24 protein-coding genes are annotated in these 22,315 nt (G+C 60.9%); 15 read left to right on the top strand and 9 right to left on the bottom strand.

The window, feature by feature from the left end; all coding sequences use genetic code 11:
- The 3 genes from P1X16_RS30425 to P1X16_RS30415 all read left to right on the top strand — a co-directional run.
- Nucleotides 1-245, top strand: a 245-nt coding sequence (locus tag P1X16_RS30425) for an AraC family transcriptional regulator (RefSeq protein ID WP_277236539.1), incomplete at its 5' end; no start/stop codon positions are given.
- A 154-nt stretch (nt 246-399) separates the two neighbouring features.
- Complete coding sequence (locus P1X16_RS30420) at nt 400-780, top strand: DUF4345 family protein (protein WP_277236538.1); 381 nt, start codon at nt 400-402, stop codon at nt 778-780.
- A gap of 270 nt (nt 781-1,050) precedes the next feature.
- Nucleotides 1,051-1,869: an SDR family NAD(P)-dependent oxidoreductase gene (locus P1X16_RS30415; protein WP_277236537.1), complete on the top strand. Its 819-nt coding sequence runs from the start codon at nt 1,051-1,053 to the stop codon at nt 1,867-1,869.
- Between the two features lie 630 nt (nt 1,870-2,499).
- Here P1X16_RS30415 and P1X16_RS30410 read toward each other — a convergent pair.
- Entirely contained in the window at nt 2,500-3,252 is a 753-nt protein-coding gene (locus P1X16_RS30410; protein ID WP_277236536.1) for an SDR family oxidoreductase, read from the bottom strand.
- Between the two features lie 93 nt (nt 3,253-3,345).
- Nucleotides 3,346-4,290 (bottom strand): helix-turn-helix transcriptional regulator, encoded by a 945-nt coding sequence (locus P1X16_RS30405; RefSeq protein WP_277236535.1) that lies wholly within the window; start codon nt 4,288-4,290, stop codon nt 3,346-3,348.
- A gap of 471 nt (nt 4,291-4,761) precedes the next feature.
- Here P1X16_RS30405 and P1X16_RS30400 point away from each other — a divergent pair, with 471 nt between their 5' ends.
- Together P1X16_RS30400 and P1X16_RS30395 are read left to right on the top strand one after the other, a co-directional pair.
- Nucleotides 4,762-5,655, top strand: coding sequence for a helix-turn-helix transcriptional regulator (locus P1X16_RS30400; protein WP_277236534.1), 894 nt, complete (start codon nt 4,762-4,764; stop codon nt 5,653-5,655).
- 87 nt (nt 5,656-5,742) lie between these two features.
- Complete coding sequence (locus tag P1X16_RS30395; RefSeq protein ID WP_277236533.1) at nt 5,743-6,474, top strand: SDR family NAD(P)-dependent oxidoreductase; 732 nt, start codon at nt 5,743-5,745, stop codon at nt 6,472-6,474.
- Between the two features lie 410 nt (nt 6,475-6,884).
- Here P1X16_RS30395 and P1X16_RS30390 read toward each other — a convergent pair whose 3' ends face one another.
- Complete coding sequence (locus tag P1X16_RS30390; RefSeq protein ID WP_277236532.1) at nt 6,885-7,166, bottom strand: hypothetical protein; 282 nt, start codon at nt 7,164-7,166, stop codon at nt 6,885-6,887.
- Nucleotides 7,167-7,414: 248 nt separating this feature from the next.
- On the opposite strand from P1X16_RS30390, the gene P1X16_RS30385 reads away from it, so the two are divergent.
- Nucleotides 7,415-8,665, top strand: coding sequence for a condensation domain-containing protein (locus tag P1X16_RS30385; protein ID WP_277236531.1), 1,251 nt, complete (start codon nt 7,415-7,417; stop codon nt 8,663-8,665).
- Between the two features lie 166 nt (nt 8,666-8,831).
- Here P1X16_RS30385 and P1X16_RS30380 read toward each other — a convergent pair whose 3' ends face one another.
- Nucleotides 8,832-9,317 (bottom strand): hypothetical protein, encoded by a 486-nt coding sequence (locus P1X16_RS30380; protein WP_277236530.1) that lies wholly within the window; start codon nt 9,315-9,317, stop codon nt 8,832-8,834.
- Nucleotides 9,318-9,581: 264 nt separating this feature from the next.
- Between P1X16_RS30380 and P1X16_RS30375 the strand changes: the two genes are divergently transcribed.
- From P1X16_RS30375 to P1X16_RS30365, 3 genes are all read left to right on the top strand, one after another.
- Nucleotides 9,582-10,487: an alpha/beta hydrolase gene (locus tag P1X16_RS30375; RefSeq protein ID WP_277236529.1), complete on the top strand. Its 906-nt coding sequence runs from the start codon at nt 9,582-9,584 to the stop codon at nt 10,485-10,487.
- A 95-nt stretch (nt 10,488-10,582) separates the two neighbouring features.
- Nucleotides 10,583-11,434, top strand: coding sequence for a helix-turn-helix domain-containing protein (locus P1X16_RS30370; RefSeq protein ID WP_277236528.1), 852 nt, complete (start codon nt 10,583-10,585; stop codon nt 11,432-11,434).
- A gap of 86 nt (nt 11,435-11,520) precedes the next feature.
- Nucleotides 11,521-11,910: a helix-turn-helix domain-containing protein gene (locus tag P1X16_RS30365; protein WP_277236527.1), complete on the top strand. Its 390-nt coding sequence runs from the start codon at nt 11,521-11,523 to the stop codon at nt 11,908-11,910.
- On the opposite strand, the gene P1X16_RS30360 is transcribed toward P1X16_RS30365, so the two are convergent.
- Nucleotides 11,907-12,935: an aldo/keto reductase gene (locus P1X16_RS30360; protein ID WP_277236526.1), complete on the bottom strand. Its 1,029-nt coding sequence runs from the start codon at nt 12,933-12,935 to the stop codon at nt 11,907-11,909. The genes P1X16_RS30365 and P1X16_RS30360 overlap by 4 nt on opposite strands.
- 479 nt (nt 12,936-13,414) lie before the next feature.
- On the opposite strand from P1X16_RS30360, the gene P1X16_RS30355 reads away from it, so the two are divergent.
- The gene (locus tag P1X16_RS30355; protein ID WP_277236525.1) at nt 13,415-14,533 is read left to right on the top strand and encodes a TlpA disulfide reductase family protein; all 1,119 of its coding nucleotides are present in this window, start codon (nt 13,415-13,417) and stop codon (nt 14,531-14,533) included.
- 142 nt (nt 14,534-14,675) lie between these two features.
- Here the strand turns inward: P1X16_RS30355 and P1X16_RS30350 are convergent, their stop codons facing one another.
- Complete coding sequence (locus P1X16_RS30350) at nt 14,676-15,089, bottom strand: DUF2000 family protein (RefSeq protein ID WP_277236524.1); 414 nt, start codon at nt 15,087-15,089, stop codon at nt 14,676-14,678.
- A 679-nt stretch (nt 15,090-15,768) separates the two neighbouring features.
- On the opposite strand from P1X16_RS30350, the gene P1X16_RS30345 reads away from it, so the two are divergent.
- Complete coding sequence (locus tag P1X16_RS30345) at nt 15,769-15,957, top strand: hypothetical protein (RefSeq protein ID WP_277236523.1); 189 nt, start codon at nt 15,769-15,771, stop codon at nt 15,955-15,957.
- On the opposite strand, the gene P1X16_RS30340 is transcribed toward P1X16_RS30345, so the two are convergent.
- The 3 genes from P1X16_RS30340 to P1X16_RS30330 form a co-directional block, all read right to left on the bottom strand.
- On the bottom strand, nt 15,954-17,132 hold the full coding sequence (locus P1X16_RS30340) for a replication initiation protein (protein ID WP_277236522.1): 1,179 nt from the start codon (nt 17,130-17,132) through the stop codon (nt 15,954-15,956). The genes P1X16_RS30345 and P1X16_RS30340 overlap by 4 nt on opposite strands.
- 490 nt (nt 17,133-17,622) lie before the next feature.
- Nucleotides 17,623-18,012: a hypothetical protein gene (locus tag P1X16_RS30335; protein WP_277236521.1), complete on the bottom strand. Its 390-nt coding sequence runs from the start codon at nt 18,010-18,012 to the stop codon at nt 17,623-17,625.
- Nucleotides 18,009-18,770: a ParA family protein gene (locus P1X16_RS30330; protein WP_277236520.1), complete on the bottom strand. Its 762-nt coding sequence runs from the start codon at nt 18,768-18,770 to the stop codon at nt 18,009-18,011. Before P1X16_RS30330 ends, P1X16_RS30335 begins: the two co-directional genes overlap by 4 nt.
- Nucleotides 18,771-19,827: 1,057 nt before the next feature.
- Here P1X16_RS30330 and P1X16_RS30325 point away from each other — a divergent pair.
- The 4 genes from P1X16_RS30325 to P1X16_RS30310 all read left to right on the top strand — a co-directional run bounded on the left by P1X16_RS30325 (nt 19,828) and on the right by P1X16_RS30310 (nt 22,204).
- Entirely contained in the window at nt 19,828-19,962 is a 135-nt protein-coding gene (locus P1X16_RS30325) for a hypothetical protein (protein WP_277236519.1), read from the top strand.
- A gap of 61 nt (nt 19,963-20,023) precedes the next feature.
- The gene (locus tag P1X16_RS30320; RefSeq protein WP_277236518.1) at nt 20,024-20,242 is read left to right on the top strand and encodes a hypothetical protein; all 219 of its coding nucleotides are present in this window, start codon (nt 20,024-20,026) and stop codon (nt 20,240-20,242) included.
- 353 nt (nt 20,243-20,595) lie between these two features.
- Entirely contained in the window at nt 20,596-21,297 is a 702-nt protein-coding gene (locus P1X16_RS30315; RefSeq protein WP_277236517.1) for a recombinase family protein, read from the top strand.
- 247 nt (nt 21,298-21,544) lie between these two features.
- Nucleotides 21,545-22,204 carry a GAF domain-containing protein gene (locus P1X16_RS30310; protein ID WP_277236516.1) on the top strand — a complete coding sequence of 220 codons (660 nt, stop codon included), beginning with the start codon at nt 21,545-21,547 and terminating at the stop codon, nt 22,202-22,204.
- The last annotated feature ends 111 nt before the right edge of the window (nt 22,205-22,315 follow it).

Genomic DNA, 22,315 nt, shown 5'->3' with positions numbered 1-22,315 from the left:
TCTCCGGGCGGAGTCTGGCGAGCTTCAAGCGGGACTTCCACCGCCTTTTTCGCACCTCGCCCAGCCGCTGGCGCTACCAGCAGCGGCTGGCGGAAGCCTATTACCTGCTGCAAGAAGAGCACCAGCGGCCCTCGGAGGTGTACCACGAAGTGGGCTTCGAGAGCCTGGCGCACTTCTCGCACGCCTTCAAGCAGCTGTTCGGCCTGCCGCCGTCCCGCGTGTACACGGCTTCCCGGGCCCGTTAAGCCGCACTGCCTGTCCGAGCGAAGCCACGCCCTAACCAGCTGGGGACCGCAAGTACTAGGAACTGCCCCATCGTTCGATACCCTGCCTTTTTTAGCCCAAGACCCTTTTTTAGCAACTCAAAAGTACTGGTCGCTTCTGCTGACCAGCCTACCGATGGCACAAATCTACCTCTACCTTAACTCGCTGCTGTTTTTCGGGATTGCCGTGCGCTCCACAATGGCCCCGCGCAGCACCGCCACGGGCTTAGGCTTCCTGACGCTCTCCGACCGGGGGCGCGCGGAATACCTCGTCGTTTACGGGGGCCTGCAACTGGGGCTGGCCATCCTCTTCTTTTTGCTGGCGCGTAATCCAGCCTATTTCCGGCTGGGGCTCCTTGTCTCGGCTGGTTTTTACGCCCCCATCCTGGTGTATAGGCTAAGTGCCAGCTTCAGACATGGGCCAGCGCCCACCGCGGTCTTGGGCACTATTGCGCTGGAAGCGGGGCTGTTGGCCGCGGCCATCTGGCTCTACTATCCGTTCTTGCGGCAGGAATAAGTGGAGCCCTAGCCTGGCATCCTGCGCCGGGTTGCGGCTCCCTGACGGTACCGGCAGCGTCTCGTTGAAACCCATTGTCTGCTCCGAGCGGTACTCCAGCGCCGCTGCGGCGGTGCTACGAAGCAAGCCAGAAGTACGCCAGGCGTACTTCTGGCTTGCCGTCAGGCGCCTGTTTCGCCGACGTCCACGCCCGGTTGAGCCCACCCGAACAGGAACCCGGGCGGCTTCACCAGTGCCTGCCATTCACCATCACCCCCTTTGTTTTTTACTGTGCCTACCATCTTCATCACCGGCGCTTCGTCGGGTTTAGGCAAAGCCACGGCCAAGCTGTTTGCCGCCCGGGGGTGGAACGTCCTGGCCACCATGCGGCACCCCGAACGCGAAACGGAACTCCCCCAGCTGCCGGGTGTGCACCTGCTGCCGCTGGACGTGACCGACCCAACTCAGATTGCCGATACCGTGCAGCGCGCCCTGGCCCTGCACCCCGTGGACGTGGTGTTCAACAACGCGGGCTACGGCCTGATCGGGGCGCTGGAAGCTCTCTCGGACGAGCACATAACGCAGCTCGTCAGCACCAACCTGCTGGGCGTGATTCGGGTCACCAAGGCGTTTCTGCCCCATTTGCGGGCCCAGCGGTCGGGCCGTATTCTCAACACCACGTCCATGGGCGGCTTTCTCGCTTTTCCGCTCTGCTCGATTTACCATGCCACCAAATTCCTTCACCCCCGCCATTCCCTTGGCCGACCCGCGGACGGTGTTGCGCCGGCAACTTTAGCAGCGCGGCGACGCCCAGTCGTTGGTCCTCGCCGAGGAAATAAAGCGGAAGAAAAAAAGCCCCTGGCCCACGGAAAACGAGTTGAACGACTGGGGGTACAGCCTGATGAACGGCAGGGAGCGTGTCCAAGAAGCCCTGGCAGTGTTCCGCCTACTCGTCAGCCTGTATCCCGAAAGTTGGAACGCCTACGACAGCCTGGGGGAGGCCTTGCTAAAAACCGGCAAGCAGAGCGAAGCCCTGCCTGCAGATGGACCACAAGTCGGTCGCCCTCAACCCCAATAATCACCACGGAAAAAAAGTCACAGAGCGTCTAGCCAAGCCGTGAGCCGGCAACCCGAGGGGGCGGTGGATGCGGCATCCGACTGGCTATCAGGTCGCGTCCGCGTCTGGCCGTGAGCGCCAAGCGTGCTTCAAGGGTCCCGAGCAACCCTACCCCTGCTGCAAAAATGCCACCGCACATAACCTAGGGCTTCGAGAGGAGGCCTATTCCGAACGGTTTTGGCATCTCCAAAAATGCCCCCGAAAAACCGCATTTTCGGGAATGGAAAAAGTGTTCGAATTAGAGCTACGGGTGTTGCAGAACTTCTCGACGAGCGTTCCCGCTAGCAAGTAGGTGGGGCCGTCCAGGGCTACGCACCAGGTTGTTTCAACGTGGCAGGCTACCTACTGCGAGTAAAGGATGCGCAGCTGACGGAAGAGGAGCGCGGGTTTTGTTTTCCTGCGTTTTCCCGACTACTGGCGCTGGAACAAAAGGCAGGAACTGCGGATAGGAAGTGTTTGCGTGAGAAGCTTCATTTTATTTTCATTGGTCAGGCAAGGGGCACAACCTCTGCCCGGCGTAGTGGGAAGCTTACACAGAACCCGCCCCGTTACTGGCTATTCCAGTAACGGGGGGGTTTTGTGTAAGCTTCTGTAACGCGCTAGAAGGTAATTGTTTGTTAGGGCTACAAGGCCACGCCGCCCGAGGCCTCCAGGCGCTGACCGTTGATCCAGCGGGCGGCGTCGGAGCAGAGGAAGGCAACAATGCCCCCGATGTCATCGGGCTCGGCGGTGCGGCCCAGGGCCGTGGCCTGGAGGATAAAAGCGCGCATTTCGGGGGTATCGGGCATGGCGCCGCCGCCAAACACGGCACCTGGCGCCACGGCATTGACCGTAATGCCTCGGCTGCCTAGCTCGAGGGCCAACTGCCGGGTGAATACTTCCAAAGCCCCTTTCACGCTCGCATAAACGGAATTGCCCGCGTAAGCCACGCGGGCGGCCAACGACGTGATATTGAGGATGCGGCCCCCGTCGCGCAAAAGTGGCAAGGCCCGTTGCGTCAGAAAAAAGACGCCTTTGAAATGCTGGTTGAGTAGCTCATCGAATTGCGCCTCGGTCGTTTCGGCAAACGGGTGGAGCAAACCCGTCCCCGCATTGTTGATCAGGAAATCAAATTTGTCGGTGTCAAACGTAGCGGCTAGCACTTCAGCGACCCGGGCAAAGAATGCCCCGAACGTGCTTGTATCGGCCACGTTTAGCGGCAGGGCCACGGCGCGGCGGCCTAGGGCTTCGATGGCGACGACTACGGCCGCGGCTTCCGTTTGCTGGCTGCGGTACGTTAAAATAATATCAATTCCCTGTCGGGCTAGTTTCAGGGCCATGTCCTTGCCCAGGCCCCGGCTGCCGCCGGTAAGCAGGGCGATTTTGGTAGTGCTCATACGCAGGAGGTTGTCTTGTTGAACTGAACAGGACAAAGGTCGGGCAGCCCACTACCGGCCGTATTGTATTCGCCAATCGGCTTATTGTAGAAATCAAACGGCGGCGGCTTCCAGCTTACGAAACGCGCCGGGGCTCACGGGGGCGTAGCGCCGAAAGAAGTGCGAGAAATGCGCCACGTCCACGAAGCCTAAGCTGTCGGCAATTTCCCAGAGCGACCAGTCGGTTTCACGCAGCAGGGCTTTGGCTTCCTGCGCCAGGCGCCCGCCAATGAGGTCGGTAGTGGTGCGGCCCGTGCTGTCCTTGAGGACCTTGTTGAGGTGGTTGACGTGCACGGCCAGCCGGCCAGCGAAATCCTTGGCCGTGCGCAGCGGCACGTCCTGCTGGGGCGTGGTGAGGGGAAACTGCTGCTCGAGCAGTTCCACGAAGCGGGCCGCGAGCCGGGCCGTCGCCGAGTGCGTGGGGTGCAGCGGGGTAGTGGGCTGTCGCTTCTGGCCCAGGTGCAGCAGTTCCAGCACGTAGGCCCGCAGCAGATCGTACTTGTGGGCGTAGTCGGAGGCCAACTCCTCGTGCATCTGGGCAAACAGCCCCGCCGCCCGCGCCGCTTCAACTGGATTCAGTTGAAACACCGGGTACCCCGCCGCTTGAAACAGGGGCAGCTCCTCGGGCGTTGCCCCTGCTAGAATAGGCAGCATAAACTCGGCCGTGAAGAGGCAGAAGTGCCCCTGTTGGGCCTCGGCGGGCCGCCACTGAAAGGATTCCTTGGGCGTGGAAAACACCAACGCATCGGGGGCAATGTCAAGGGTATGGTTGGCGTACTCGGCGCGGCTGCGGCTGCGCAACAGGCTGATTTTGTAAAAGGAACTGCATGGATAAGGCGTGCCGGCCCGCAACTGGGTGGAATTCCAGAAGTCCGCCATATTAAATACGTTGAAGTGGCCCACTTCCCGCTGGATGCCCGGGGGCAGCAACGTGCTTAGGTCGGGGCTGGTGCAGGGAATTAGTTCCTGGTATAAGGCACGGAGCGTGGTGGTCGTCATGGCAGCCAGTGTTCTGTAAGATTCAAAGCTCCTGCAACCCCCAGCCCAGCGAAAAGTTCGCTGCTAGCTCGGCGAGCCCCCCCGCAAATGGAACGCCGCATCCTTAACTAGCCTGAACTACCGTATCAGGTTACGGTGCGCCCCCGCACGTAAAGCTTAAGAAGCAAGGCCAGCTTGTCTTGTCTGCCCCCCTATCAGAGCGTTACGATGCCACAAACCTGTACGTTAAATACGAGACCACCGGCACCTTTGCGACGCTCCACCTCGGGGGCCAAAAAAGCTAATAACTAGTCAGCTTGGACACTTTTTTTCCCTTGCCAGATGCTCAAGCAAGTCATCGTGGTGAGAAGCGTGCCGTATTCAGGGCACGCTGGGCGTAACTTTTCGTAAGCGCTCTTCCTGGCGGGTTACTTTAGGCGGGGGCAGGCGGGGCCGAGTGGTGAGCCAAATCCCAGAACCTAGATTTGCAGCATGCCGCCCCTTCCTCCCCCCTCCCTCGTCCCGGTCCATTACTTCCAGCCGGATCACGCAACCGGTCACGCCTCGTTTACCTTGGTGCGCTTGCGCGGCGAGACCGTGCCCGTGCCCTACATGCTGCTGCCGCACCGCAAGGATTACTACCTGCTCTTTTTTGTGCAGCACACCCGCGGCCGGCATTGGGTGGACCTGACGCCCTACGCCCATCAGGACAACACGCTCTACTTCACCAACCCCACCCAAATCCTGGTCAACGAAGAGCTGGCCCCGGCGTGGGGCACCTACCTGGGCTTCACGCGCGAGTTTCTGGCCGTGCAGCCCAACGCGGCCCTGCGCGAGTTGCCGCTGCTGCGCAATCCGCGCCAGGGCCATGCGCTCCGCCTCAGCGCGGCGGATGTGCCCTTGGTGGAGCAGGTGCTCAGCAACCTGGAAGCCGAGCTGCACCGCCCGGGCCCGTGGCAGTTGGCGCTGCTGAGCGCCCACCTGACGGTGCTGCTCACTTACCTGAGCCGGCTCTATACCGAGCAGCTGCCTGGCCCCACCCCCTCGCCCACCCAGCGGGTACTCTCCGCCTTTCAGGCCCAGGTGGAACAACACTTCCGCGAGCTGCACGAAGTCAGCGCCTACGCGGCGCGGCTCCAGCTCCCAGCCAAGCAGCTCAGTGCGGTGGTGAAAGCGCACAGTGGCAAGCCCGCCATCAAGCACGTGCACGAGCGCCTGGTGCTCGAAGCCCGCCGCCTACTGGTGTACTCCGACCAGTCGCTAAAGGAAATTGCCTTCGCGCTCGGCTTTTCCGAGGCTTCCTACTTCAGCCGCTTCTTCAAGCGCGAGACGGGCCTACCCCCAGCGGAGTACCGGGCCCGTGGCGCCAACCGAAAAATGTCCTAGCATTCCAGCTAAATGGGTAAGCAGGCGGCCAACCGCCCCGGGTAGTTTTGTGCTCTGCAGTACCTGCTCACTTAACCAGCACAGACTATGAAACGCGCACTCATCACCGGGGCCAACAAAGGCATTGGCTTGGAAACGGCCCGGCAATTACTCCAGCACAACTATTTTGTGTACCTCGGCAGCCGCGACGGGCAGCGCGGCCAGCAGGCCGTCGAGCAGCTCCAGGCCGACGGCTACGCGCACGTGGAGTTGCTTGAGCTCGATGTCACGGACAGTGCCTCGATTGCCGCCGCCCGGCACGCCGTGGGCCAGCAAACCCCGGCCCTCGACGTGCTCGTCAACAATGCCGGCATCAGCGGGGGCTATCCGCAACCGGCCCTGACGACGCCCCTGCGCACCTTCCAGGAGGTGTTCGCCACCAACGTGTTCGGCGCCGTTGCCGTGACGCAGGCCTTTTACGATCTGCTGGCGCGCTCGGCCGCGCCCCGCATTGTCAACGTCTCGTCGGGGCTGGGCTCGCTCACGCTGCAAAACGACCCCTCCTGGCGCTTCTACGCGGTGAAGGGCGGCGTCTATCCGCCCTCCAAAACGGCCCTCAACGCCTATACCGTGGCCCTGGCCTACGAGCTGCGCGCGACGCCCTTCAAAGTCAACGCGGTGTGCCCGGGCTACGTGGACACGGATTTCACCGACCACTTAGGCGAGAGCAGTACGCGCGAGGCCGCCGCCCGCGTGCTGCAGGCCGTGCTGCTCGGGCCGGAGGGACCCAGCGGGCAGTTTTTCGGCCAGGAAACAAACTCGGACCGCAATCCGTGGTAAGCCGAACAGGCGAGTAAGGAGTAGCGGCCACGCCCTCTTGGCTACCTGCGCTCGTAGCACCAGCGGACCTCGTTGGCCCCTGGCGCTACGAGCTCAGCAATCGTATAAAAGCCGCCGTAACGCGTTTTAAACGCCCCGGCCGGTGTCCCAGGCAAGGCCGTATGCTGTGATAAGGGGCCCTTATCGTGCGTAGACAACGTTGCTTGGGCATCTTCCAGAGGCTGTTTAAGAAGCATACCCGGGCCGGATTATCTTGGCCTTCCACTGGTCTCTTCGTGGCTGTTTACGCCCGCCGGGCCACCCTCGTACCCGGCAAGATTGCCGCGCCAAAAAGGCGTCCCCGGTCACGAAAGTGTTGCCCGCGTCATCTACCACCAATTTTACTTCACTTGCGGATGATAGGGGGCCCCTCAATCACCCACGCTCGCCGAGCGACGGCGCGGGTGGTTGAGGTGCCCCCGCTCGTGCTGCCGGCGCGGGCCCGAGGTAGAACCCGCCCTTGGGCTACCCGCGGCGCGGGCCTTCCCAACGGCGCCAAAGGGGCACCCAGCGCGGGCGGGAGCGAGACGACGGGGGAAACGTTGCCGGGAAAAAGAAAGCAGGTAGCCCTGGGCTTGCGCGGCCGCCACAGAGAAAACCCGCCGAAGGCCAAGAGCAGCCACCGAGTCAACCCGTGTTTCGTGGAATAACACGGAAGCTTTTTGTTGTACTATACCGAGTTTATTGGTTGGTTGAAGACCAGCGGCGAGGTGAAGCCGCACGCAAGGGCAGTTGGCATCGGTGGTTGTGTCCAGGGCTTTTTGAACGGGGTACAGGGAGGGTTAAATGTGCATGCCCCTTCGCCTTTTGTCCATTCTCTGCCCTGTCTCGGGCGGCCAATTTTGCATTCAGTTAGCGCAGGAACTTCCCGGTTGCTATCCCTCATCTAAACCAATGCAAAATGAAAAGACAACAGAACCGCATCCTAGGGGCATTTGAAAAAACGTTTTGGCTGCTGGATCAAATTGATTCCAAGGATTTTTGCCTGGCCGCGCACATCTCGGGCACCCAGCCCGTCGAAAAGTGGAGGAAGGCCATCAACTTGGTTCAACAACGCCATCCGAATCTTTCGGTCCGGGTTAGGCTCGATGAGTTGGCGCGCCCTACCCTGCAGCAGGTAGAGAACCTGCCCATTCCGCTCCGCGTGGTGCAGGTAGCGCAAGACTACCGGTGGGAGCAGGAGGTTGAGCAAGAGCTTGCCGTACGCTTTAACACGGCCGAAGGTCCGCTGTTACGGGTTGTTCTGCTGCAAAAACCCGACAGCACCATCCTGATCCTGGCCGCCAACCACACGGTGGCCGATGGAACGTCCCTGAGTTATTTAACGCGGGACATCCTGCTCGCCGTTACCGGGCAAGAGCTGGAAGCACTGGCACCGCAAGTGGCCAACGACGAAACCCTCGGGCTGCCGGAAGATCAGCCGGCGCAGACCATCCAGCAAGTGCTGGACCTGAAACCGAAGACGGCGGCAGTCACCCCCTTGGTTGCCTCGCACCGCTTTTCGGCCAGCACAACCCGCAGCCTGCTCGAACGCGCCCGACAAGAGAATACCAGCGTCCACGGCGCCCTGTGCGCGGCCGTGTTACTGGCTTCGCGGCAAATGCGTCCGGGCTGGGAGCACACCAGGATGGAAGTAGTTTCGCCGGTTTGCACCAGGGGACCCCTCCACCTGGACGATAACGTTGGCTTGAATATCACCACCCAGTCCGTGTTTTTTGACCACCAGCCCCAGCTATCTTTCTGGGAGTTGGCCAGGCTGGCCAAGGCCGGGCTGGCGGGAACCAGTTCCGTGGACTACACGAAGGGCTATTTGTCGTATTTCCGCGACATCGTCTTCGGCCACAATGATCTAGGGCAGATGCTGGACGCGCTCAAGCAGGCTTTCAACCACCACATCATGGTTACCAACCTGGTTAGGGTAAGATATCAAACTGATTTCGGACCCTTAAAACTCGACGCGTTGTACGGCCCCATGGTCCGCTCGGGCAAAGGAATGGAACAAACGATCGGGGCCCTGACCACCAACGGCGCGCTTTGCCTGACCAACACGAGCGATACCCCCATCCCGGGCTTGCTGTTGGCAATGGAGCAGATCCTGACCGAAGCTTGTCAGGATGCGGAGCTTGCGAAGACAGAATGTTCTTTTCGCTGAGCGCTTGTAAACGCTGCCCCTGCTGGTCGCCCCACGGCCCGCTAGCACCGCAAGCGGGTACCGGTGATTGTTTAAAGTAAGCGAGCTACTATTCCGCTTTAAGCAAGGCAACGAAATAACTCCCTGTTCCCCCCAGTTCGTGGTTTTCGAAGGCTCACCTGCCCATTCACCCCCGGCGGGAGGCGCCCGCAATTTGCCGGGGCCACTCGCCGGGGCGTTGAAAATCTTTCGTAATAAACCACCTAAGCCGCAGCTGCTCGTCGCGCTCCTGGTCGCGCGCCCGGTATGGCGAGTCCACAGCCAGGTAGTCAGGTCCGGCAAGGCTTGCTCGACACCACAGCAGACCGGCAAATCCCGCCGCGGGGCACTGGCGCACCGCCCCCACAACGGGACCTTCTTTTGTCGCCGGCCCCGTTGTGGCGGGGATGATTCGCCGGCCACCACCGCCCATTGGGTTGCTGTTCACCCGCGGCGGGCGGCCATACTGCCCGGTGTCTAACACCACTTTGCAGATTCTGCCTACTCCATACCAGGGGCGGCCCGGAAACGCCTGGCGGCGGATTTGCAGTGCGCACCACCAAGGAGTGGGAATCTTCCTTTCAACCCAAGGTGCTGGTGCCCGTGCGGGCTCGACCGGGGCTTTCTGCCGCATGTGCTCGAACGCCACGAAGGCGTCCTCATCCTCGTTGCATCGCTGCAGGCAAAGCTGCCCGCGGATGACTTTACAGTGCCTTAGGTTGCTGCAAAAGCGGCGTGGGGGAACCACCAAAAAGCCTTCCGGGAAAAATGTACCAGGCACATGGCCTTTCATCCATTCTTCGGAGAGAGTAAGCCTGCCACCTTTGTAATGTCGAAACGCAACGACAATCTGCTAGCGGTTAGCAGGTTAACTTAAAAAACCAACGGTACAACCCAGATGAAAACACTTGCCTTGACCATTGCCTTCCTGTTCACTTTTATCCCAAGCCAAATCCTGTTTGCCCAAACCCGCAAGCCAGCTTCCTTGGGAAGAGAGGAATACATTGAGGTGGAAAAAAATGTAAAACTGCACGTGATTGACCTTGGCCAGGGCGAGCCCATCGTACTTATCCACGGCTGGCCGCTCAACAACGAGATGTACGAATACCAATACCAGTATCTGGTTGAAAAAGGGTTCCGGGTGATCGGCATTTCCCTGCGCAGGTTCGGCAAATCCGACAGGCCCTACGGCAAATACGATTTCGATACGTTCTCCGACGACATCAAGGTGGTGTTGGAAAAACTTAAAATCGAGCAGGCCACGCTCGGGGGATTTTCCATGGGCAGCGCCGTAACCCTGCACTTCGTGACCAAATACAAGGGCGCGCATATCAAGAAATTAGCCTTGTTCGGCGCCACTGGCCCCTCTTGGAAACAGCGCGAAGGCTACCCCTACGGCATCACCGACCAGGGCGCCGCGGATTTGATCAAGCAAACCCAAACCAACCGGGAGCAGCTGGTGGCGGGCTTTGGCAAGGCCTTCGAAGGCCAGGAAGGTAGCCTGTCGCCGGAAGCCATCAAATGGCTGGAAAGCATCAACCTCAATGCTTCCCCCTACGCTACGACGCAGGCTATCAGCGCCTTGCGGGACCTGGACTTGCGGCCGGTGTTGTCAACAATCAAAATGCCCGTCGCCATATTCCACGGCGTAAACGACAAACTATGCGCCTTTGCCCAGGCCCAGCAACTCAACAAAGCCATCCAGGGGTCTTACATCGTCAAATTTGAAAAAGGCGGGCACGGGTTCTTCCTGGAAGAAAAAGATAAATTCAACGCCGAGCTGGAAAAATTCGCCAGAAACTAACCATCCGCTTGCCCCGGGGAAGCCACTCGTCGCGTCCCCGGGGCAAGCGGTTCTCTGGAACCTAAAATCCCTGCTATTCGCCAGCGTATAGAGCTATGAGCACCACCGTTTTCAACAACAATTTAAAGACGCTGGGCTTGCTGCCCGTAAGTGAGGAGCAAACCCACGCCATCAACGGACCCGCCTATAAGGAATACATCAAGATCCTGTATCTGCCCGCCGGCTACAAGCTTAAGGTAGATTTCACCGGTTACGACACGCAGCAACCAACCTTGTTTTTTATTAGCCCGAATCAGTATCTGGAACTGGAAGCCGCCGGCCAGGAACGCGGGTACTTTGTTTTCTACAACCGCGATTTTTACTGCATTCAGATCCACGACCTGGAAGTGGCGTGTGATGGGTTACTGTTCAATAACATCCGGAACATGCCCAAAGTGGAGCTGTCGGACGGTGAAAACGCTTTCTTGAGCGGGGTGTTCCACGAAATGCTCCAGGAATTCAACCTCAATGACAGCTCCTTGGAAGAGATGGTCCGCACCTACCTCAAGCAGTTGCTCATCCGCGCGACACGCTCGTGGAAAAGACAGCACTTGACCGATGAACTAACGGATCAACCAAGTGACCTGGAATTTTTTCGCAAGTTTACCCGGCTCGTCGAAGAGCATTACAAGGTGAAGCACACCGTCGCCGATTACGCCGATTTGCTGTGCTTGGCACCGAAAACCATCACCCACAAATTCAACCGCCTCGGGTTGCCGCAGCCCAATGAGGTGATCAAGAACCGCATCATCCTGGAAGCCAAGCGGCTACTGGCGCATACTTCCCTGACGGCCAAAGAGATTGCCTACGCTCTTGGGTACGATGACCCGGCCTATTTTAGCAGGCTGTTTATGACCAAGACCGGCGAATCGCCGTCCAGTTTCAGGGCAAACTTTTTCGCGGGATAGCACGGATAGCACGGTCGCCGGGTATCTGGCGCGTCCGGTTGGCGGCGCCGCCAACCTCCCACTACCCGCTCAGGTTTAGATTCGGTATGTACAAACGCAAAATTTCCCTCGACTTGGCCTGTGGCGTGCACTTAACCCGCGAAGTGCTGGCCGGCAAATGGAAAGTGGGCCTGCTCTACTATATCGCGCAAGGTGCCCGGCGGCCCGGCGAGCTGCAAAAAAAGCTGCCCGGGGCTACCCGGCGGGTCGTGCACTTGCAGCTCAACGAGCTCGAAGCACACGAATTGATTAGCAAAACCGTATTTGCCGAAACTCCTCCTCGCACCGAATACCACCTGGCTCCCCTGGGCGAATCGCTGCTGCCGGTGATTACGCACCTGGGCCAGTGGGGCGAAGCGCACCGCGCGCAATTAGAGCGGGTGCTGGCTACGGCCTCGTCCCCTGCTGACTCGGGGCCGCTGCTCCCCGCGCGCTAAGCCACCGGGCGGGTCGGCCAGCTCACGCGGTCGGCCCGGTTGCCCGTGAGCAGGTTGTGCTGCCCGGCCAGTAGCTCGTGCGGATAGCCCGGCGGCACGGCCGAGGCCGCTGCCAGCCGCTGCAACTGCTCCGGGCGGAGCAGGAGCGCGGCGGCCCCAAGCTGCTCATCGACTTGCTGCCGGGTGCGCGCCCCGATGATGGGCACGACGCCCCGGGTCAGGGCCCAGGCCGTGGCTACCTGCCCGGGGGTGGCTTCCACCTCTTGCGCTATGGCCAGCAGCACGTCCAGCACGGCATCGAGGTGGGACGACTGGGTAGGGGCGCCGAGCAGGGTGGCCCGGCCGGTTTGCCCCTGCCGGTATTTGCCGGTGAGCACGCCCCCGCCGAGCGGCGAATAGCCCATCACGCCCAGCCCCAGGCCCTCGGCCATCGGCAGCAACTCGCGCTCAGCCGTGCGCTGCGCTAAACTAAATTCCACCTGAATGCCGGCTACCGGCACCCAGCCGCGCAGCTCGGCCAGGGTGGCGGCCGCGGCCACGCGCCAGGCCGGGAAGTTGGAAAAGCCGCCATACAGAATTTTGCCGGCCCGCGTCAGCTCGTCGAAGCCGCGGGCGATTTCGGCCACCGGCGTCACGCTGTCGGGCAGGTGCACCAGGTAGAGGTCCAGGTAGTCGGTGCCCAAGCGCCGCAGGCTGGCTTCCACGGCTTGCGTCATGGCCTTGCGGTGGTTGCCTAGCTGCGCCAGGGTGGCCGTTGGGTTGTCCGTGCGCGAGTACTTGGACGTCAGCACAAAGTCGCCCCGGTCGGAGCCCATCAACTGGCCCACCAGGCGCTCGGCCTCCCCCTGGTGGTAGGCGTCGGCGGTGTCGATGAAGTTGCCACCGGCTGCCACGTAGCCTTGCCAGATACGCCGAGCTTCCGCCGGGTCCGCTCCGTACCCCGTGCCCGTTCCGAAGGTGCTGGTTCCTAGCGCCAGTTCGCTTACGCGGAGCCCCGTACGGGTGCCAAACAGTTGGTAATTCATGTTTTTGGGCGCAAAGGTCCGGTGGGGTACGGTCGGAGTCAAGACTGGGAAAAATGATTCCCATAGGGCAACCTATCCTTGACCGCCTTACGGACCCCTTCAGCCCTATTGGCTGTTACTCCCCGGTGAGTTGGCGGGGTTCCCCTGTTAAGTTGACACCCCTAACCTCGTTTAACTGGCGGAGGGCCGACCAGCAGCGGGCAAGCTACCCGCTGCTCGCTCGCCAGCGCGGCGGCGGACTGGTGCGAACGGCCTGTTCTTGCAGCCAGTCGCGCGGCCGGCCCCCAACCCGCAACTCGTCATTGCTACCTACCAGATGACCCGTGAATAGGCCACCGCCTTGGCTGTTTCCGCCTGGTCTGTTCCGGTTGCCACTCCTTTGCTTCTGGACTCGCCGCAGTACCCACGTAAGTTACCGACCTAGAGACAGTTATCTGTTATTTTAACTAGCTTCACAGCTCACCTTTCCTTCCCCCCTCATGCGCAACTCCTGTCTGCCGCTGGCCCTCCTGGGGCCCGCCTTCGCTTGGGCTCAGCCGCCTGCCTCAGCGCCAACCTCCTACCCCTACCAGCTACGCGGTCAGCTCGGCACGTTCAACGCGCCGGCGAAGGTGTATTTGGTGCGCGGTGATCAGCGGCTTGATTCCGCCACGCTGCAGCACGGGCATTTCGAGTTGCAAGGCACAACCCCCCAGCCCCTGACGGTGTCCCTGGTGCTGGAGCGCCAGGGCCGGCTGCAAGATGGGTGGCGCGAGCAACTGGTGGGAGGCGAGAAGGTCACCATGTACGTGGAGTCGGCCGACCGCATCCGGCTGTTTCTGGAGCCCGGCCCGGTGGTCGTCACCAGTCCCGATTCGGTGCACAACGCGCGGGTACAGGGCGGGCCGCTCACCGCCGACTACCAGCAGCACCAGGCAGCCCTTAAGCTTTTAAACGATAAGCGGGCCAAAGCGGGCCCGAAAGGAGACTTCAAAGCCTTCCGCGACGAGATAGCCCAAGCCGACAAGGCCTTTATTAAGGCGCATCCGGCCTCCTGGGTTAGCGTCGAAATCCTGCAGCAGCTGCCCCTCTACACGCCCTACAGCGAAACAGCGCCCCTGTACGCCGCGCTTAGTCCCGCCCTGCGCCATAGCCCGGCCGGGCAGCAGTACGGCCAGCGGCTCGCCAAGCAAAAGGCTACCGCCATCGGCGCCCAGGCGCCCGACTTCGTGCTACCTACCCCGGCCGGCCGGCCGGTTTCGCTGGCCGACTACCGGGGCAAGTATGTGCTGCTGGATTTCTGGGCCAGTTGGTGCCACCCGTGTCGCGCCGAGCATCCCCAGCTGCTCCAAGCCTATACAGCTTATAAGAACCGCAACTTCGAGGTGCTGAGCATCTCACTGGACGAGGGGCGCGCGAAATGGCTTCAGGCCATTGCGGATGACCAGCTGCCCTGGACGCAGGTAGCCGACCTGCGGGGCCTGCAAAATGAGGCGGCCCAGCGCTACAACGTCCAAGGCATCCCGCAAAATTTTCTGGTTGACCCCACGGGCAAAATTGTGGCGGTCAACCTGCACGGCGACGATTTAGTAACGCAGCTTGCCCCCTACCTGAAATGATGAAAGCCTTTGTCAGATGAAGGGGAGTAAGCCACTAAGTTGCACAGAGGAGGTGATTTAAAAGCAGGCCTTGGTGAGGTTGGCCGGGCTACCGAGTTGCCTACCTTGCGCTTTAAGCGCCTGCAGGGCCCGATCTGGTCGGTTAGCTATGCAATTTGAGCCCGTCCAGCGCTTTACCGACCTGCTTGGTTTCGCCGTACAGCACCAGTCCCACCAGCGGTTGGTTTTCGTCGGCAAAGCGGGCGACTACGGCCACGTTTTCCGCCTCGCCCTTCGTGGCAAACAGCGGCTCGGTGTAGATGCCCACGTGCACTCCCCGCTCTTTGGCGCGGCGAAAAGCCCGGTGTAATTCTTCTGGCTGGTTGGCCTGGTACACCAGCACCGGTTGCCGAAGAAACGGCAGATAAGCCGCGCCGGCGGAATTGCGCAGGACCGGCCCGTGCGTTTCCGGAAATTGAATGGCCACGGCGCTGGTCAGAAACGCCGCCACATTGAGCTTCTGCCAGGTGAGCAGATCGGCTTTTAGCACCAGCGCTATTTTGGTGTCGTATAACATGGGGTGAAAAAGGGTAAGAAGGCCGTACGAAAGTTGCGCCCCACTATGGGACCGCTTAGCGACAGTGAAAACGCAAGTTGTAATCCAATAAAAACAGCAGCGGCTTTCGCGCGTGCGATGCTTGCTTCGGCGCTGGCTCGGCCGCCAAGTCCCACCAGTGCCGAGTAATACGCATAGTTTATTAGGTATTTACGTAAGTACTTACGCAAAAGTAGTATTTTCTATTCCAACTCGTTTAAAGTTCTTCTTTAAGCCCGCGAACTTACCCGTTAAGTTGTCGGGGTACCGGAATGGCGGAGCGAGAACGGGGCAATGAGTCGAGGCAAGCGGGGTTAGCCAAGAAATACTTGCGCGCGGGTGAATGGGCTTGTGGCAACTCGGCGGCCAGGGGTCGAGTAGCCCTTGCTCAAGCGGATTGTCTTCGGCCCGCGGTTGCGGGCAGACCTGCTGCCGGTAGACCAGGTTGCAGCGCAGCCCGCACTGCCTTTTCAATTAAGCTTTCAATCAACGTTGCTAGTCACCGTTTCCGAGCCAGGACGCCAACTTCTGATTTAACCACAAGGTTATAAAACCTTGATAATTAAGAGTACTATTCTGTCCTACGCGTACACATCATTGAGGCAAGTCATGGTAGCGGCGACGTTGCCCAAAGCCTTAACCCCGCTTTTTAAATCTTTGTATGCTCACCCTCTACCCTATCAGCGAGGCAGCTCATGCGGACGAGCCAGAACGCGCCGGCCCCGATCGGGTTAACGTTGCCGACTCTTTTGCCGGCCCCGCCCGCGCCGTAGCAAAACGCCTCGACGCCCCGGCCACCAGCCCGCGGCGAATTGCCAATGGCCTGCCGTGGCTTACGTCGTATTTCTAGCCCTGCTTAACCAGCCACGGCTCCCCGTCGCGCTGCTCGAGCGCGAAGCCGTCCTTGAGGTAAACCTGCTGCAGATGCTCGTCGAAGGTAGCCGCCCGCTTCTGTCGTTGGGCAAAAGGCCCCGGGTTGTCGTACATCGCCCGGACTTCGCTGAGCTTGAAGGCCGCCGCCGGCGGCTGGGTGGCGGCCGCCGCCAGTTCTTTCCTGGGCCGGGGCTTAACGGCCAAGTGGTAGTCGTCGAGCAGGTACTTTTCCACCAGGGCTTTGTAGATGGCGCCCGCCGGCTTCTTGATTTTGCCTTTGCGGAACTGGGTTTCCACTATGCGCACCACGAACCCGATATAGCCCACGTCGTACTCGTCGTTTTCCAGCTGGTGGGCGATCATCGTGATACTGCGCTGGCTTACGCCGATTTGCAGCAGGGCCTCGGACCATTCGGCCGCCCCGGGCAACGTCTTTTTTGTAGCAGATGCGGCCAGCTGCTCGAACAGAAACTTGATGCGGGCCACGGTTTTGCCTTCCCGCTCCAGCTCGTACGTGAACGGAATATCGGTATCCGCTATTTCACTCTGGGCTTTGTCCAATACCCGGGCCTTGAAGTTGGAAAACCGGGGGTACTCGTGCTCGTCGATGCCGAGAATAAAGCGCAGGTCCTCGACGCTGATGGTGCGCCGCCCGAAGCCGGCGTATTCCTTTAGCAACCAGTAAATTCGCAGCGACTGGGGGCTTTTTAGCTTGAGCACCTGCTGAATGTCCGCCGTGGTGAAATTGCCGCTTTCCCGCAGCTGGAGCAGGTAGGGCATGATCTTGGGATTGAAGCTGGCCACGACGCCCCCGAGGTCGGCGCGGTAGCCGGCCTCGGCCATCAAGGGTATGTAGGTGTAGCTGGGCTTGCGCCGGCGCTTGCGCGTTTTCTCTTCCAACTCCTCGATGTAGAGCGTAAAGGAAGTCAGGCCCTTACACATCTCGTCGACCTGCTCGTACGCCGAGCCCCCCCGCCGGTCAAAGACCAGTTCTTCGAGCGGAATAAAGTGCTCCTTGAAATCCACGTCATCGAAATCGATGCGCGAGAGCAAGGCAACGAACAGGCGCATTTGCAACGGCACGAAACTGAACCGGGCGTTAATCAGCGCATTATGCTGGGCAACTCGCTTTTCGGGAGGGGTACTATCCATAGGAAAGGCAACGTCTTTTTTGTAGCAGATAAGGGCGCGCAACGTCTTTTTTGTAGCAGATAGCTAGGTGCCAGCGCTGGCCGTAGCCCGAAAGCGCCACGTCTTTTTTGTAGCAGATGCCCCGTGGCCACGTCTTTTTTGTAGCAGATCGGCCTGGTCACTCCCTGCGGGCCCCCGGAAAGGCAACGTCTTTTTTGTAGCAGATGATGGATTCCGTCGGCTTTTTTGTAGTCGTTGCACGTCCTTTGTGTAGCAGCAGCACGTCTTTTTTGTAGCAGCAAACGTCTTTTTTGTAGCAGATGACCCTTGTTACCGCTTCACAATCAAGTAGATACCGCCCCTATAATACTCTATAAGTTTAGTATAAAAAAAAAGACTAGTGGCGTTTTTGGGGAACGTCTTTTTTGTAGCAGCAAACCAAGTCCGCGCAAGTAAAAAAAGCTGAGTAGCGGGGAACGAGGGGGTGCCGCGGTTTTGGGGGGCGGGGCGACTATCGAAGCTTGCGGCCCTGCAGCCGGTACTCTTCCTCGGGCGGCAGCGGCTTATCGGCGCCTTCCATTTTTTCCAGGAAAGCACAAACGGCGGCGTCCACCGCTTTTTTAAGCACCAGCCGGTCCCAGTACTCGCTCTGCTTGAGCCGCACGTAGGTGCTGCGCCGCAAAAAGGAGCTGAACTTCAACCATTCTTCCTCGCTGCCCGGGGCCGGGTTGCTCTTCGGGGGCGGGGGCGTAGGGGCGGGCTCGACCGCGGCCAGCGGGCGCGAGGCGGGGAGCGGGACGACCGGGCGCTGCACGCCGTAAAGCCGGGCGTCGTTAAGCAGCGGCGAGGCGGGCGCGTCCAGGTCGTCGCCGAAACTTGGTTTTTTGGATTGCTTGCTCATACGCGGGCCACAATTTCGTGGGTGAGGGAGTCGTAGTCGACGGCCCCGTTGCTGTCCGGAGCCCACTGATAAATGCTTTGCTTTTTGATCTGGGCCTCGGCCAGCGACACGTTTTCGCGAATCGTGGTGGCCATCAGCAGATTGTCGGCGGCGTACTTCGAGCCGATGAGCGCCACCACGTCGTGGTGCAGCCTTTTGCGGTACCGGCTGCTGTACTTGGTGAAAAAGATGCCCCCGATCAGCAAGGCCGGGTTGTAGAGATCTTTCACCCGCTCGCAGGCCTGAATCAGCTTGTTCAAGCCTTCGTAGCCGAAGTATTCGGGCTGGCAGGGAATAAAGACGGCCGTGCAGGCCACCAGCGCCATGTAGGTTAGCGCCGACAAGGAAGGCGGCGTATCCACCAAGCAGTAGTCGTAGCGGTCCTGGAGCGGGGCCAGGCCCTTGCGCAGGATGCTTTCGTAGCCGAGCTGCTGCCCGACCATTTTCTCGAGGTAATCCAGGTCGGGCGTCGCCGCCACGAGGTGCAGGTTTTCCGTGACGGGCAAGACGATGTCGGTTAGCTGGGTTTTCTTTTCCAGTACCAGCCCCAGGTCCGGATAACCGGCCGGCAGGCGAAAGGCCAGGGTCAGGTTGCGCTGCGCATCGCAGTCAACCAGCAACACCCGGTAGCCATCCCGGGCCAGGGTTTGCGCTACGCTTAACGTAGAGGTGGTCTTCCCTACCCCGCCTTTGTGATTGGCAAATACTATAACCTTCATAATCCAATCCGTTGATGGTTTGGCTGCAAGTATAGGAAATTATAGCTTCCTGCGCTTCCTTGACCTGCTACGGAAGCAGTAATTCCTTGGTAAGTATAACTTCTCAAAAAAGCCTAGGATGCTACACTTCCAATACTTCTACAACTTCTTTAACTTCCCGCATAGCATACACTTCCTTAACTTCCTAAACTGGTTCGACCTGTTATAATTCCTGAACGTGTAGCACTTCCTAGATAAGTTTAGCTTGTAAAACTTCTTTAAGATGTATAACTTCTAAAAGAAGTCAAAGAAGTTTTAGGTAGCAACTTGTCAGGGAAGTGCAGGAAGTTTAACTTCCTTGGATTTTAGAATAAAGTTAACTTGCTGACAAAAAGATACATAATTTGATCGAGTGGCCCTGCGTAGTAGCCGCCGCAAATCCCATGCGGTTAGTTGCTGCGCTACCAGCTGCCCGGTTTGCCCGGCTGGCCGTCCTGAACCAGGGGCCAAACCACTGCGTTCCCCTAGCAGTAGTGAGGGGTCGGCTGCCCCTCAAGCAGGCTGCGCCGGTGGGCTCCACCGGAAACTAGTCCTGTTGGGCGTTGCCCCCAATCAAAGCCCCGGCCCGGGTGGAGCCAACGTAAGCCCGGTAGAAACCGCGTTGCGCTGACCGGAAGCTCGCTACTGTTGTGGGGAGGGGAGGGCCGCAACGGGGCCAGCCCCCTGGCCCGGCCAAGCAAGCGCCATTCGTTTACCTGCCGCGCACCAGGGCCCGCGAGCACCGAGAATTCTTGGTATATTTCAACCTATTGTTTCGCCCTAACTCCGGTTGGATCTGGATCCGCCAGCTTGCTTAGGAGCACAGCCTCTCGCACCAGCCCGTAGCCTGCCAGCGGCGCAACCAGGCGGCGCCAAGCGTGAAGCGCGGCAGCAAGCCCCGGTGCCTCCCGCGCGGGCTTGAACTGGCTTGGCGCCGCCGAGCCGCCAGCGGACTTAGGTGGGCGAATAGGCTGTGCCTAGCGCCGGGCGCCCCCGCGTTGCGATATCGAGTTAGGTTGGGAGAGGAGAGCCCCTGGGCGTGCTGCTCCCTCAGCATGCGCAGCGCGTAGCGGATATCGAGCAAAGCCGGCCGTTGCGGCGGCCGCGCCGCGAGGCTTCTGCTACGGCCGCCGCTCAATTCCGGGGCGAGCCTAAGTGCGCGTCCCTCGCCTAGGCGACCCGCCCCGGCTTCCGGCTTTGCCCAACAAGGGGATCGTGCGGGTAAACAGGAGCGGTTGAAAGTGGGCGCGCTGGGCAGCTTCCACCACCAGTCGGGTGCTGCCGACCGTGCGGCCAGCGAAACCGCGGCCCGGCACCACGTCGACACAGAACGCGGGCGGGCCGTGAGCTACGCAACCGCAACTGCCCCCGGCCGCACCGACCGCAACGGGCCGGCGGCCACAAAATCTGCCCCGAATAGAGGGGGCAAAGGCGGTTCGGTCGAGGCCAACTAGCGCGCGGGCCGGCGCTACCCGTCCCAGGACCCTCGCGCCATTCCCGCGATGAGGACTAAGTTAAAGAGATAACTGCCGCAGCTTGTAAAAGGCACCTTTAGGAACATCCCAAACTAACTGCCAACCGGGCGCGGGCCGCGGACCAGCTTTGGCCGGAAACGGCCGCCTGCCGTTCCCGGCTTGTACCATGCTTGGCACAAAAAAGGCACAAGCGAATTATATACTAGCCCAGCCGGGAAAAGTCGGGGAGTGAAGGGAAGAACAGGGGAGGGCCGTAACGTTTATTGAACGTTCCTTTAATAAACGTTACGCTGCCTATCTTGCCGCCCTGAAAAGCCGCTTTTCCTTCCCGCATGCTCCCGCGCCGCTTCGTTCCCTACTACCGCGTCTCCACCGCCCGCCAGGGGCAGTCCGGCCTAGGCCTCGACGCCCAGCGGGCGGCCGTGCGCGCCTTCGCGCCCCAGCCCGGGCAGCTGCTACCGGAATTCGTGGAAGTGGAAAGCGGCAAGCGCAATCAGCGCCCGCAGCTGCTGGCCGCCATCGCCGCCGCGCGGGAAGCCCGGGCCACGCTGCTCATCGCCAAGCTGGACCGGCTCTCGCGCAACGCCGGCTTTATTCTGGCGTTGCGCGACTCGGGCGTGGACTTCGTCTGCTGCGACATGCCCGACGCCAACACCCTCACCGTCGGCATCTTCGCCATCATCGCCCAGCACGAGCGCGAGACCATCTCCAAGCGCACCAAGGATGCCTTGGCGGCCAAGAAGGCGCGGGGGGAAACGCTGGGGCGCCCCGAGAACTTAACGGGGGCGGCCATTGCCAAAAGTTTGCAGGTGCGCCAGGTCAACGCGGCCGCGCATCCGCAGAACCGGCAGGCCCGGCGCCTGGCCATCTCGCTGCACCGGCAGGGGCTTTCCCTGCAGCAGATTGCCACCGAGCTCAACGAGGCCGGCTTTCGCACCCGCCGCGGGCAGACCTTTTTTAAAATGTCGGTGCTGCGCCTGCTGCGGCCTGCTGCTTCGGCAGTGGGTAGCCCCCCGGATTCGATATCCAACTAGGTGGGGCAGAGGCTGCCCGTAGCAACGCGTGCCGCTTTGAAAGGGAATGCTAGTGGGCTAGGAACTGCACCCGCGGGGCTGCGTCGTACGCGGGGCCACCGTTGGGTAGTGGCACGGCCGCAAGGCGTGTGGCCCCTAGTCCTCCACGGCGAAGTGGCACCGAGCAGGGGGCGTCCGGCGCCCCGGGCCCGAAGCCGCGCGAGAAGGTGTATCTTACGCCCTTCGCGCGCGGCAACTTCCTTCTCTTATGCTCGATCCCCAAGCTCTCCCGGAAGCCCAGCGGCTGCAGGCGCTACGCACGTACGACATTCTGCACTCGGCCCAGGAGTCCTTCTTTGACGAGCTCACCGCCTTTACCGCGTACTTGTTCAGCACGCCCGTGGCCCGCATTGCCTTTGTGGCCCAGCAGCACGTCTGGCACAAGGCCAGTACCGGCATGCCGGCCCAGGAAGTATTGCCGGTGGTGGAGTCGCTCTGCAGCCAGGTTGTGCAGCTGGCGCAACCCGTGGCCGTGCTCGAGGAGCTTCCCTTTGTGCCGGAGCTGATGCGCCAGCGCCAGGTGCGGCTGTATGCCGCCGCCCTGCTGCGCTCGCCCCAGGGGTACGGCCTGGGCACTTTGTGCGTGGCGGGCACCGTGCCGCGCACCTTTACCGAGCCGGAGCTGGCGGTGCTGCAGGCCCTGGCCGAACTGGTGGTGGGGGCGCTGGAGCTGCGGCACCAGGTGCTGGCCACCGAGGGGGCCGACGCCTGGCGGTTCCGGCAGGCCCGCTTAGCGGAAGCCTTGCGCGAGCAACTCACGCTGGTGCGCTACCTAAAAGCGCGCAGCCCCGAGGAGTTGCCCGTGCCGGTGGCGCTGCTGGATTTGGTGCGCCAGCGCCTGCCCCACATTCTGCCGCAGGGCGAGTAGCCCCTCCTTTTTCAAGGAGCCACGCAGCTTGAACAGCTAGAGCCACCTACTCATCCAGCACGCCGCCAGAGGCAAGCGTGGCCGGGGCCTGAGCCGGCGGGTACGGTGGAC

It is taken from the genome of Hymenobacter sp. YC55 (assembly GCF_029433095.1).
GTDB lineage: Bacteria > Bacteroidota > Bacteroidia > Cytophagales > Hymenobacteraceae > Hymenobacter.
The sequence above is the reverse complement of the archived record's forward strand: the minus strand, read 5'-3'. Positions and strand labels throughout refer to the sequence as shown.